This window comes from Mitsuaria sp. 7, from assembly GCF_001653795.1.
Lineage (GTDB): Bacteria > Pseudomonadota > Gammaproteobacteria > Burkholderiales > Burkholderiaceae_C > Roseateles.
In genome coordinates this window covers 2,643,298-2,655,681 of record NZ_CP011514.1, presented here as the reverse complement: position 1 = coordinate 2,655,681, position 12,384 = coordinate 2,643,298, and the positions used below count along the sequence as shown (strand labels likewise).

At 68.5% G+C, this 12,384-nt stretch carries 12 protein-coding genes; 6 read left to right on the top strand and 6 right to left on the bottom strand.

Annotated elements, in window-relative coordinates; genetic code table 11:
• From ABE85_RS11760 to ABE85_RS11750, 3 genes are all read right to left on the bottom strand, one after another.
• Positions 1 to 489 (bottom strand): copper chaperone PCu(A)C, encoded by a 489-nt coding sequence (locus tag ABE85_RS11760; RefSeq protein ID WP_067274354.1) that lies wholly within the window; start codon positions 487 to 489, stop codon positions 1 to 3.
• Positions 490 to 524: 35 nt separating this feature from the next.
• Positions 525 to 1,133: an SCO family protein gene (locus ABE85_RS11755; RefSeq protein WP_067274351.1), complete on the bottom strand. Its 609-nt coding sequence runs from the start codon at positions 1,131 to 1,133 to the stop codon at positions 525 to 527.
• A gap of 135 nt (positions 1,134 to 1,268) precedes the next feature.
• On the bottom strand, positions 1,269 to 1,664 hold the full coding sequence (locus tag ABE85_RS11750; RefSeq protein WP_067274349.1) for a DUF2946 domain-containing protein: 396 nt from the start codon (positions 1,662 to 1,664) through the stop codon (positions 1,269 to 1,271).
• A 422-nt stretch (positions 1,665 to 2,086) separates the two neighbouring features.
• On the opposite strand from ABE85_RS11750, the gene ABE85_RS11745 reads away from it, so the two are divergent.
• The 6 genes from ABE85_RS11745 (at position 2,087) to ABE85_RS27530 (ending at position 10,212) form a co-directional block, all read left to right on the top strand.
• Positions 2,087 to 3,331: a surface lipoprotein assembly modifier gene (locus ABE85_RS11745; protein WP_067274348.1), complete on the top strand. Its 1,245-nt coding sequence runs from the start codon at positions 2,087 to 2,089 to the stop codon at positions 3,329 to 3,331.
• Complete coding sequence (locus ABE85_RS11740; protein WP_067274344.1) at positions 3,328 to 5,175, top strand: FecR domain-containing protein; 1,848 nt, start codon at positions 3,328 to 3,330, stop codon at positions 5,173 to 5,175. The genes ABE85_RS11745 and ABE85_RS11740 overlap by 4 nt, the downstream gene beginning before the upstream one ends.
• Positions 5,176 to 5,179: 4 nt before the next feature.
• The gene (locus ABE85_RS11735; protein WP_067274342.1) at positions 5,180 to 6,943 is read left to right on the top strand and encodes an HD domain-containing phosphohydrolase; all 1,764 of its coding nucleotides are present in this window, start codon (positions 5,180 to 5,182) and stop codon (positions 6,941 to 6,943) included.
• Positions 6,936 to 9,065 (top strand): CHASE2 domain-containing protein, encoded by a 2,130-nt coding sequence (locus tag ABE85_RS11730; RefSeq protein WP_067274340.1) that lies wholly within the window; start codon positions 6,936 to 6,938, stop codon positions 9,063 to 9,065. The genes ABE85_RS11735 and ABE85_RS11730 overlap by 8 nt, the downstream gene beginning before the upstream one ends.
• A gap of 128 nt (positions 9,066 to 9,193) precedes the next feature.
• Positions 9,194 to 9,601 carry a VOC family protein gene (locus tag ABE85_RS11725; RefSeq protein WP_067274337.1) on the top strand — a complete coding sequence of 136 codons (408 nt, stop codon included), beginning with the start codon at positions 9,194 to 9,196 and terminating at the stop codon, positions 9,599 to 9,601.
• 8 nt (positions 9,602 to 9,609) lie between these two features.
• Positions 9,610 to 10,212: a hypothetical protein gene (locus ABE85_RS27530; protein WP_157522248.1), complete on the top strand. Its 603-nt coding sequence runs from the start codon at positions 9,610 to 9,612 to the stop codon at positions 10,210 to 10,212.
• On the opposite strand, the gene cynS is transcribed toward ABE85_RS27530, so the two are convergent.
• From cynS to ntrB, 3 genes are read right to left on the bottom strand one after another with little or no spacing between them, the layout of a single operon-like run.
• Entirely contained in the window at positions 10,166 to 10,609 is a 444-nt protein-coding gene (gene cynS, locus ABE85_RS11720) for a cyanase (protein ID WP_067274334.1), read from the bottom strand. The two genes, ABE85_RS27530 and cynS, sit on opposite strands and share 47 nt — an antisense overlap.
• Positions 10,606 to 11,430: an ABC transporter ATP-binding protein gene (locus ABE85_RS11715; RefSeq protein WP_067274331.1), complete on the bottom strand. Its 825-nt coding sequence runs from the start codon at positions 11,428 to 11,430 to the stop codon at positions 10,606 to 10,608. Before ABE85_RS11715 ends, cynS begins: the two co-directional genes overlap by 4 nt.
• Before the next feature lie 4 nt (positions 11,431 to 11,434).
• Positions 11,435 to 12,376 (bottom strand): nitrate ABC transporter permease, encoded by a 942-nt coding sequence (gene ntrB, locus ABE85_RS11710; RefSeq protein ID WP_067274328.1) that lies wholly within the window; start codon positions 12,374 to 12,376, stop codon positions 11,435 to 11,437.
• Positions 12,377 to 12,384: the final 8 nt, after the last annotated feature.

The following is a 12,384-nucleotide window of genomic DNA, read 5'->3' as shown; positions in this document are numbered from 1 at the left end:
TCAATGCGCGTGGTCGCCGTGACCGCCGCCCTTGTCGTCCTTCGCCGGCATCGCCGCATTGAGCGCGCGCACCGGCGCTCTCACGTCGACGGTCTGCCGGGCGCCGTTGCGGTCCTCGAAGATCAGCGTCAGCGGCACCTGGTCGCCGGCCTTCACCTGCGCAGGCAGGTCCAGGAACATCAGATGGAAGCCGCCGGGCTTGAGTTCGACCGTCTTGCCCGCCGGCAGCTCGATCGCCGGGATCTGGCGCATGCGCATCACGTTGTCCTGCATGGCCATCTCATGCACCTCGGCCTTGGGCGTCAGCGGCGTGCTGACGGCGACGAGCCGGGTGTCCTTGGCTGAGGTCAGCTTCATGAAGGCGCCAGTCGCCTTCTGCTGCGGGACGGTGGCGCGCACCCAGGCGTCGTCGATCTTCACCTGGGCGTGGGCGACGGAAGCGAGCAGCGAGCCCGCGACGAGCAGCAGCGTGTGGATCTTGAAGGTCATGGGGGTTCTCCGAAAAATGTGTGGTGGGAAAGGGGTCAGGCCTTGAGCAGCTGGCGCACGTCCGCGGCCAGGTCCGCGGCGCTCATCTCATGCTTGATGGCCAGACGCGCCTTGCCCTGGCGGTCGAAGACGGTGCTGATCGTCGAGTGGTCCATCGTGTAGCTGCTGCCCGTGGGCACCTTGCCGTAATAGACCTTGAACTCCTTGGCGACCGCGGCGGTGCCGTCGAGGTCGCTGTAGAGCCCGAGGAAGCTCGGGTTGAACGCGGCGGTGTAGGCCGCGAGCACCGGCGCGGTGTCGCGCTCCGGGTCGATGGTCACGAAGAGGACCTGGAAGTCCTTCGCGTCCTCGCCCAGCATCTGATGCACGGCCGCGGCGCGCGTGAGCGCGGTCGGGCAGACATCGGGGCACTGCGTGAAGCCGAAGAACATCATCACGACCTTGCCGCGGAAGTCGGCCAGCCGATGCGGTCGGCCATCAGAGCCCTGGAGCGCGAAGTCGCTCGCGTAGCCCACCAGCGAAAGATCGATGCCGTGGAAGGATGGGGAGGGCTTGCAGGCCGCCAACGGCAGCAGGCAGGCGGCGATGGTCAAGGCACGGCGGCGCGCGTCGGGCGCGCGCGGTGCGGGAGAAGGGTGTCGCATGATCGAGAAGGCGTGGAGTGACCTTGGCATGCCAGGGCGCACGCGCGCGTGAGCGCGGGCAAAGGCGAACAGGTCAGGCCAAGAGTGCTTCGCGTCCGGAACGGAGCGAAGTGCGCATCTACCGCGGAGCGGCGATCAGGCGACGGCGGGAGGTCCGCGCGCGAGCGAAGGCGCCCACGCGAAGAGCGGGCGCGGCGCGGTGAAGAACAGCTGCGGACGCTCGAACTTCAACGCGTCGGGCGGCGTCCATTGGACGGTGGCGGGAGGCAGATCGGGTGCGCCATGGTGGATGGCGCAGTACGGGCAGTTCATCGACGAGCTCATCAGCGATGCGCTGTCGCGGCTCGTGTCGACATTGCCGTCGGCGCCGATCACCACGAGCTTGGCGCCGGTCGCGGAGCAGATCTCTGCAAACGATGCGCCCTGATGCACCAGCATCGCCTGCGACAACGACGGCAGCATCGCCGCGAGCAGGATCGTGAAGCTCACGAGCCATGCCCAGCGCCTGATCGATGTCCGCGTGGCTTGCATGCGCGGGATTCTATGACGCCGCGCCATCGGCACTCCAAGCGCCGTCAAGGCCTGACCCTCAGGACGATTGGCCTTGCAGCCGCACATCGCAGCTCTCTGTAGGACAGCGTACGGCGGTGTCTGCAACGTGCGACACCGAACTTAGCGTGACTGCATCGCGAACATTCGCGTTTCGTGTTTTGCCGGTCTTGTTCCCCGCGCGCAGGAAATCACAGCGGTGTCCGCGCCCTGCCTTCAATCGATCGACGCGACGCCGATGATGCTCCGTTGGGCTGCGTTCGCGCAGTCACCATAAAAACGAGGTGACATTGAGTTCCCGCCAAAACAGATTCTTCGCCCGTAGCGGAAAGACCGGTCTACGGCATCTTGCGTTGGCCGCAGCCGTCGCCTGCTGCAGCACTGGCCTCCTGGCCCAGGATGCGTTGCTTGATCGAGCGTCGTCCCTGCTGGCGCGGCATGACGCCGCGGCCGCGTACGACCTGCTGGTCGCGGCGGAACCCACCCGGGCCGGCGATCCCGCATTCGACTATCTCCTCGGTATCGCCGCGCTGGACGCCGGCCATGTGACGCGCGCCATCTTCGCGTTGGAGCGTGCCGTCGACGCACGTCCGGACGACAGGCTCGCGCGCGCCGAACTGGGCCGGGCCTATCTGGCCGCCGGCGATGTCCAACGGGCGCGCGAGCAACTGACCCGCGCACGGGCCGGCGACGCGCCGCCGGAGGCCGCCGCCGCCATCGATCGCGTGCTGGGCGTCGTCGACCGGGTCGTCCCGCAGCGCGGGACGCGTGTGTCCGGCTATGTGGAACTCGGTGTCGGCTACGACAGCAACGTCAACAGCGCGACCAACCAGGGCGAGTTCGCGATCCCCGCATTCGGCGGCATCCTTTTCCAGACCACGCCGGAAAGCCGCCGCCAGGGCGCGCTCGTCGGCAACGCCGCGGCCGGGGCGTTCGCGGAACTGCCGCTGTCGGACGGCTGGAGCCTCCTCGGCGGCGCCAATCTGCGCCATACCGCGAATCGCGACGTCCATGATCTGGACACGGTGCTGGCGGACGCGACGGCCGGCGTGCGGCACACGGCCGGTTCGCAGAGTCAGACCCTCGCGTTGCAGGCCGGGTCCGCGCGGGTCGGATCGCGGCGTTACCGCGACGTCGGCGGCATCACCGCGCAATGGCAATCGCAGTTCAATGAGCAGCTTCAGGGCAGCCTTTTCGGTCAGTGGTCGCGCCAGGACTTTCCCGAAGACGCGGGCCGCGACAACGACCGGTCGGTGCTGGGTCTGGGCCTGGCGCGCAGCTTCGGCGGCGGCGCGACGCTGGTCTATGGCAGCGTCTATCTCGCGCGCGAGCGCACCGATCCCGCCTTCGCGTCCTTCGGACATCGCGGGCGCGGCGCTCGCGTCGGCGTCGAACGTCGTCTGACCGGCGAGCTGTTCCTCGTCGGTGAAGCGCAGTTCGAAGATCGTCGCTACGGCGGCGAGGAAGCCTTCTTCGACACCGTCCGGCGTGACCGGCAGCAGGAGGCCTCGGCCGGCCTGCGCTACCGCGTGGGCGATCGCTGGGAATTCACCGGCCAGCTGCGCTACACGCGCGCTGCGTCCAACGTCGTGCTGTACGACTACGTGCGCAGCACGTTCCAGCTCACCCTCCACAGGAGCTTCCCATGACCCTCGACTTCCGACGTTCTTCCGACCGTCGCGTCGGCGCCGCCTCCTCGCCCGGCCTGCGCCATCTGGTGGCGATGGCCGCGCTGTGCGCGGTGTCTGGCGTGGCCTGGTCGAGCCCGTCTGCGACGGTGCTGTTCTCGAGCGGCGAGGTGCGCGCGGTGTCCGCCAAGGGCGAGGTGCGCGAGCTCAAGACCGGTGCACAGATCGAGTCCGGCGAAACGGTGCAGACCGGAAAAGGACGCGTGCAGTTGCGCATGGTCGACGGCGCGCTGATGGCGCTCAGCGAGCAGACGACGCTGCGACTGGACGATTACCGCGTGGCGGACGCGCCGGGTGCCGAGGAGCGCGGTTTCATGAGCCTGATCCGCGGCGCGCTGCGCACGATCAGCGGAAGCATCGGCCATCCGCGCGCGGAGGAGTACCGGCTGGACACGCCCTCCGGCACGATCGGCATCCGGGGGACGGAGTACACCGCGGCCGTCGGCAGCGAGGGCGGCTTGGAGGTGGGCGTCATCGGCGGCCGTGTGGCGGTCTGCAACGACGGGGGTTGCGTCGATGTGCCCAAAGGCTTCATGGCCCTGACGCCCAACCGGGCCGTGAAGCCGGCGGTCAGCGTCAAGCCGCTGGTGCTCCTGCAGCCTGCCAACGCGGTCGCGGTCGCGATCGCTTCGGCCGAGACGGCGACGCCCGCCGCGGAAGTCCCCGCGACCCGCCACTCACCAACGTCGGGCGAGCAGGTGTCGCAGTTCCTGGTGGCGGCCCTCACGCCGCCGGCCGTCGCCGCCCCGGGGACGGCCGGCGGCGCGCCTGCGGACGACGATGCGCTGCCTCCACTCCCGGGCGCCACGGTCGTCGGAACCCCTTCGGGCGCCGGCGCCGGTGGCCAGAACGCGCCGATCGTGGTGGTGACTCCACCCGCAGCCTCGCCATCGCCATCGCCTGCACCTGCACCTGCACCTGCACCTGCACCTGCACCTGCACCAACACCGGCACCTTCACCTTCACCTTCACCTTCACCTTCACCTTCACCTTCACCGGCACCGGCACCGGGCCCATCTGGGCCGCCGGCTCCTCCGGCGCCGCCGGCGCCGCCCGGACCGCCAACGGGACCGGGTCCCGGTCCGATCCCGCTGCCGGACGGCAACGTCACGCTCGGTCTGGTGTGGAGCACCGACAAGGGCGAAGTCGCGTCCGGACTGACCCAGGGCAAGGCGCACTTCAACCCGACGGGCGGTCTGGTGGATGCGGACAACCCGACGACCGGCAAATCGATGCTCGAGAAAGGCAAGCCGATCGACGTCGGCTCCGACGGTGTCATCGGCTGGGGCCGTTGGACCGACGGTCAGAGCAAGGTCAAGGGCACCGGCAACGGCAAGGGCGTTGGCAACGGCAACCTGTCGACGCTGCACTACTTCGCCATCGCCGAGACGCCGGTCGGCGCCGTGAGCGGCCTGTTCTCGTCGATGGCGTCCACTGCGCCGACCGTGCAGTCCGACGGCAAGCTGGTCGCCACCGGCGCCGTGAACGGCGCCACCGGCTCGTTCAACGCCTCGCTGCAGCTGCAACTCGGCGGGAGGGCCAGCTATTCGCTCACGGTGCCCGTGGCCGGCCAGACCTTCTCGCTGGTGGGCGTGGCGACGCAGACTTCGGCGTCCGGCTTCTCGGGGGTCTCGCTGATCTCCAGCACCGGCACCGGATGTCTGGGTGGATGTACCGGCAGCCTGGGCAACAACGTCTCGGTGATCGGACAGATCGCCGGCGCCGCGGGCACGCGGGCCGGGGTGGCCTACGGTTTCGACAGCCGCATCGGCAACGTGTCGGGCGTGATCGTCTTCAAGCGTTGAACCGATGACGTCCCCGGAATCGCGCGCTCCCGAGCGCTCCGCCGACGCGGTCCGTCTCAAGGGCCTGATCGAGACCTGCATCATGATGTCCATGAGCCGGGACCGTCAGGCGCTGCTGCAGCAGCTGCTCGGAGAAGGCCGCCGGCTGCTGCATTGCGACGGCGCGACCATGTACATGGTGACGGAGCAGCAGACCCTGTGCTTCGAGCTCCGCACCCGCAGCGACCCCTTGCCCTCCCAGCAGATCCCGCTGTACCACGAGCAGACCGGCCGGCCCAACGAGAACTTCGTCTCCGTCTACACGGCGCTGCACAACCGCGCCGTGCTGATCGACGACGTGTATGCGGAGAGCCGCTTCGACCTGACCGGCACGCGCGCCTTCGACGTCGCGACGGGGTATCGAACCGTGTCCATGCTGACGGTCCCGATCGCGCCCCGCGGCGGCGCGCCGATCGGGGTGCTGCAGTTCATGAACGCGCTGGACCCGGCGAGCGGGGCCATCGTGCCCTTCGATCCCGAAACGGTGGGCCTGGTGGAGGCGATCGCGGCGCAGGCCGCGGTGGCGCTGGACAACCTGTCGCTGGTGGAGTCGCACAAGGACTTGATGAGCAGCCTGATCCGCGTGCTCGCCAATGCCATCGATGCGAAGAGCCCGTACACCGGCCGCCATTGCGAGCGCGTGCCGGAGCTGGCGATCATGCTCGCGCGCGCCGCGAGCGAGGCGACCGAGGGCCCGCTCAAGCACTTCGCCTTCCGGTCCGAGGAAGAGTGGGAGGAGTTCCGCATCGGCGCCTGGCTGCACGATTGCGGCAAGGTGACGACGCCCGAATACGTCATCGACAAGGCCACCAAGCTGGAGACCATCCACAACCGCATCCACGAGGTCCGGATGCGCTTCGAGGTGATGCGGCGCGACCTGGAGATCGCCTCGCTGCAGGCGCGCCTGGCCGGCGCCTGGAGCGACGACGCGCAGGCCGCGCATGAGTCCGCGCTGGCGCAGCTCGACGCCGACTTCGCCTTCGTGGCCAAGTGCAACGTCGGCACGGAGGCGATGGACGATGAGGCGGTCGATCGACTGCATCGCGTCGGCGCCCGCCGTTGGACGAGATACTTCGACGACCGTCTGGGCTTGTCGGCGGCCGAGCTGGCGAGCCGCAGCGGCGAGGCCGACCCCGAGCTGCCCTGCAGCGAACCGCTGCTGTCGGACCGCCTGCGCGACATCGTGCCGCGGCCGGCGGAAGACCGGCCGGATCCGTCGTACGGCTTCAGGATGGACGTGCCGGAGCATCTCTACAACCGCGGCGAGCTGCACAACCTCGGCGTGCGCAGCGGGACGCTGACGCAGGAGGAGCGCTACAAGATCAACGAGCACATGGTGCACACGGTCACCATGCTCGAACAGATGCCGTTCCCCAAGCATCTGCGCCGCGTGCCGGAATACGCCGGCACGCATCACGAGCGCATGGACGGGAAGGGCTATCCGCGCCGGCTCGGTCCGGACCGGCTGTCCGTGCCGAGCCGCATCATGGCGGTGGCCGACATCTTCGAAGCGCTGACGGCGTCGGACCGTCCGTACAAGAAGCCCAAGAAACTGTCGGAAGCCCTGGCGGTGCTGCAGCGGATGGCGGGACCGCACGTCGATCCGGACATCTTCAACCTGTTCCTGAGCTCGGGCGTCTATCTCGACTTCGCGCGCAAGCACCTGGATCCGTCGCAGATCGACGTCGAGGACGCGAGCGCCTACCAGGCCCCCGGCGCCAATGGCTGAGATCGGCGCCCGTCTGCCACGCCTGCCGCGCCTGGCCTGGCTGGTGCCGCTGGTCGCGATGCTGGCGGCGATGGCGTTGGTCGTGCACGATCCCGTGCCTTTGCGCGTGGCGCGCAACGCGGTGTTCGACCAGTTCCAGCGCTGGCATCCGAGGCCCTACCTGGCGCCTCCCGTGCGGATCATCGACATCGACGAGGAAAGCCTGCGACGCATCGGGCAATGGCCGTGGTCCCGGGCCCAGGTGGCGCGCCTGCTGGATGCCACGCGGCAGCTCGAGCCCGCGTCCGTCTCGCTGGACATCATGTTTCCCGAACCGGAAGGGCAGACGCGCGCGGATGCGGGGGGCCGTGCTTCCGACGATCCAGACCAGACGCTGGCGCAGGCGCTGCGACGCGGGCGGGTCGCACTCGGCGTCGCGCTGACCGGACCGCGGCAGGGGGGCGACGCGGCCGACGCCGCCGGCGGGCCCTTGCTGTTCAAGGCCGGCTTCATCGCCGTCGGCGGCGAGCCGACCCGTTCGGTGCCGGCGTTCTCGAGCAGCGTGTCCAATCTCCGCGACCTGCAGCTGGCCGCGGCGGGGCAGGGCGCGATGACCTTCATGCCGGACGTGGACGGCGTCGTGCGCCGCGTGCCGCTCCTGTTCAGCCTGCAAGGGCGGCCGGTGCCTTCGCTCACCGCCGAGGCGCTGCGCCTGGCCGCCGGCGCGGACGCCTATGTCGTCCACGCCGCCGCGGACGCGGGCGGAGTCATCGACCTGCGCATCGGCACGCATCGGATCGACACCGATCAGACCGGCGCCCTGTGGATGCATTTCGCGCGCCCGCAGGCCGAGCGCTACCTGCCGGCATGGCAGGTGTTGGAGGGGCGAGTCCCGCCGGCGTCGTTGAAGGGCAGGATCGTCCTGATCGGCACCTCGGCGCAAGGCCTGCTCGACCTGCGTTTCAGCCCCCTGGGCGGCGTCATCCCGGGTGTCGAAGTCCATGCGCAGGCGCTGGAGCAGATCGTGTCGGGCCAGCAACTGCGCAGACCCGGATGGGTACCGGCGACGGAGGCGATCGTCGCGTTGATCGGCTGCATCGCGGTGGGGATCGTCGCGATGAGGGCGCGTCCGGGCCGGTCGAGTCTCCTTTTCCTGGGTCTCGTGGGGGCCATCGGACTGGCGGCGTGGACGTCCTTCCGCTTCGGGCGGCTGCTCCTGGATCCGGGTGCACCCGTCCTGGCGATGGCGCTGGTCTTCGCCCCGACCATGCTGATGCGTCACCGGTGGGCGGAGCGACGTCAACGCTGGATGCAGACGACGTTCTCGCGCTACGTGTCGCCCAACCTGATCGACTACCTGGTCGCGAACCCGCAGGCGCTTGAACTGGGTGGGCGTCGCCAGCGATGCAGCTTCGTGTTCACGGACCTGCAAGGCTTCACGGCGAGGATGGAAACGATGGATCCGGCGGTTGCGGTGTCGGTGCTGAACACCTACCTCGACCGGATGATCGCCATCGCGTTCAAGCATGACGGCACGCTGGACCGGATCGTGGGGGACGCGGTGGCGATCATGTTCTCCGCGCCCGTGCCGCAGGCCGACCACGAAGCGCGCGCGCTGCGTTGCGCGCTGGAGATGCAGGCGTTCGCGCGGGAGCATGTCGACGCGTTGCAGCGGCAGGGGATCGCGTTCTGCGACACGCGCATCGGCGTGCACACCGGCGAAGTGACCGTGGGCAACTTCGGCGGGGCGACGCTCTTCGACTACCGCGCCTTGGGCGATCCGGTGAACACGGCGGCGCGGCTGGAAGGCGCCAACAAGTTCCTGGGGACCTCGCTGTGCGTCTCGGAGGACACGCTGCGGGGCTGCCCAGGCGCCGTGACGCGGCCGGTGGGACGCTTGCGACTGGCCGGACGTTCGACCTACCTGATGGTCCACGAGGCCCAGGCGGCGGACGGGCAATCCGTCGAAGCGGATGTCGATTACGCGAGCGCCTTCGAATGGATGCGACGCGGCGACGATGCCGCGCTCGCGGCATTCGAAGTCCTGGCGGCCCAGCGTCCCGATGACAAGCTGGTCGCGCTGCATGTGACCCGATTGAGAGCCGGCAGCCGCGACGACGCGATCGATCTGTTGGCGAAGTAGCTGACGGGGGACAACGGCCTCCAAGGTATCCGCGCGGCGGTGTCGATTCTGAGGCTGCTCGATCGTCGTGATGAAGAAGGCGTCTTGCGCACTGCGGGACCCGACTCAACCTGCCCACGGAGCGAACCATGCCCAAGAGCCTCTTCATCAGCCTTCCGGTCAGCGACCTCGGCGCCTCGATCGCCTTCTACAAGGCCCTGGGCTTCGGCCAGAACCCGCAGTTCAGCGGTGAAGACGGCGCCGCCATGGTCTGGAGCGACGCGATCCAGGTCATGCTGGTCACGCACGCCAAGTGGCGGACCTTCACCCAGCGGCCGTTCCCGCCGGCCGGTTCCTGCGGGCTGATGCTGTCGCTGGCCCTGGAGAGTCGCGCCGCCGTCGACGCGATGAACGAGGCTGCCGCCGCCAATGGCGGGCAGGCCGATGTGAATCCGATGGAGGACCACGGCTTCATGTACACCCGCGACCTCGCCGATCCCGACGGTCATCTGTGGGCCGCCCTCTGGATGGATCCGACGGCGATGCCAGCGGGCTGAATGAGTTCGTGCCGTACGATGCGGCGCGTCATCACGCTCCTCTGCGAGGCCGCATGCCCCCGTGGCGCCAGATCCTGGACCTCTTCACTCCCGACGACGGATCGCTGCCCGATGTCTTCATCGACGGCATGTCGTATGAGGAAATGATCGACGTGTACGCCTGGGTCACGTCCCAATGCGGCGTCTTCGGAAATCCGACCGCCTGGCACAAGGCCGAACAGCGGGACATTCCCCTGGCATTGCTTCCCTCGGCCGCCCGTTCCTTTGTCGACGGTGACATAGAAGGATTCCGGCATGGTCTTGTCATGCTGCGGTCTGCAGGCGTGGAGCTGCCCGAGTTGACCCTCTGTCTGGAAGCCCCCGACTGCATTTCCTTTGATTACAGGAAGGGGCCCGCATGGACAGAGGCCACCATCACCGCGTTTCTGGCCTTCCTCGCCCAGATCCATCGTCGGGCTCCCGGCGCCACGATCTGGCATGCCGAGGAGGGTGGAGCAGATCGTCCCACCGTGGCCTTTGAGAAGGCGCTTCGCCAGTTCGAAGCCCAGACGGCGGATGAAGCCCTCAATACGTCTTGTACGGCAGGAACTTCCCGCTCATCACGATGCTGACGCGGTCGCCCTTCGGATCGGGCTCGCGCTGCAGGTCCATGCGGAAGTCGATCGCGCTCATGATGCCGTCGCCGAACTCCTCGTGGATCAGTTCCTTGAACGTCGTGCCGTACACGCTGATCAACTCGTAGAAGCGGTAGATCAGCGGATCCGTCGGCACCGACGTCGGCAGGCTGCCCTTGTACGGGACCACCTTGAGCCACTGCGTCTCCGCCTCGGTGAGATCGAATATCGCCGCGAGCGTCGCGGCCTGCGCGTCGTCGAAGGTCATCTGGCCGAGGCAGCCGGCCGTGACCCACTCCTTGCTGAGGCCGACCTGCTCGGCCACGTCGGACCACTTCAGGCCCTTGGCCACCTTGGTGGCGATGATCTTTTCGGTGACGTCGAGTCGGCTCATGCAATGCTCCTTGGCGTGGTGACGGGATGGCTGCGCTCCACCAGGAAGTCCATCAGGTGGTTGCGCATGGGGTAGTACTGGGGATCGTGGTGCAGCGTGGCGCGCTGGCGCGAGCGGGGCATCGTGTTCACGACGATCTCGGCCACGCGCGCACGCGGACCGTTCGACATCAGCATCACGCGGTCGGCGAGCAGGATGGCCTCGTCGACGTCGTGCGTGATCATGAAGACCGTCTGCCGCGTCGCGGCGCAGATCTTCAGCAGCTCGTCCTGGATGGTGCCGCGCGTGAGCGCATCCAGCGCGCCGAAAGGCTCGTCGAGCAGCAGCATCCGCGGCTCGATCGCGAAGGCGCGCGCGATGCCTACGCGCTGCTTCATGCCGCCTGAGAGCTGGCTCGGCTTCTTGTCGAGCGCCGGCGTCAGGCTGACCAGCGCGACGTATTTGCAGACCTGCTCATCGACCTGCACCTTCGACCAGTCCGGCCACTTGCTGCGCACCGCGAAGGCGATGTTCTGCCGCACCGTCAGCCAGGGCATCAGCGCATGACCCTGGAAGACGACGCCGCGATCGAGGCCCGGTCCGACGACCTCGCGGCCGTCGACGATCACGTGGCCCTCGCTGGCCTGCTCCAGACCCGCCAGCGCGTTGAGGATCGTCGTCTTGCCACAGCCGCTGTGCCCCACGATGCAGACGAATTCGCCCTGGCGCAGCGTGAAGTTCACGTCCTCGAAAATGGTGGTGTCGCCGTAGCGCTTGGCCAGACCCTCGACGCGGACCAGCACCAGTGCCGCATCGACGGCCGCCGCGGCGCCGTGTTCCATCGGATCAATCCGCATACGTCACCGCCTTCTGCGCGCGGGCGAAGAGCCCGTCCAGCGCCATGCCCACGAGGCCGATCACGAGGATCGCGAAGATCACGTTGGGCAGGCTGAGGTTGTTCCACTCGTTCCAGACGAAGTAGCCGATGCCGGTGCCGCCGACCAGCATCTCCGCGGCGACGATGACGAGCCAGGCGATGCCCATGCTGATGCGCATGCCGGTGAGGATGGTCGGCGCGGCGGCGGGCAGGATCACTTCGAAGGCGCGGCGCAGCGGGCGGACCTCCAGCGTGCGGGCGACGTTGAGCCACTCCTTGCGCACGCCGGCGACGCCGAAGGCCGTGTTGATCAGCATCGGCCAGACGCTGCAGATGAAGATCACGAAGATGCCGCTCGCCGCCGAGTCCTTGATCGTGTAGAGCGCCAGCGGCATCCACGCCAGCGGCGAGATCGGCTTGAGCACCTGGATGAAGGGATCGAGCGCGCGATGGACCAGCGGGCTCATCCCGATCGCGAAGCCCAGCGGGATCGCGACCAGCGCGGCGAGCAGATACCCGAGCGCAACGCGACCCAGCGAGTACGCCAGCTGCAGGCCGATGCCCTTGTCGTTGGGCCCCTTGTCGTAGAACGGATCGGCGAGGTGGTGGACGATCGTCGTGCCCATCTGGGCCAGGGTCGGGAAGCCGCTTTTCGCCGTCACCGGCGAGGCGTCGCCACCGCCGCCGCCACCACCACCACCACCAGCGTCGGCGGGCACGGGCTTGCCCATCAGCCTGGCGTATTCGATCTGCTCGGGCGTCATCGCTGGCGCAGCGGCAGACGTCCCGGAAGCTGCGGAGGAGACTGTGCCGGTGCTCATCGTCGCCAGGAACCAGATGCCCAGCAGCAGGCCGAGCAGCAGCAGCGAGAGCAGGGCGGCGCGCGCGTTCAGCGATGTCGGCGGGTTCATCGGCGCTT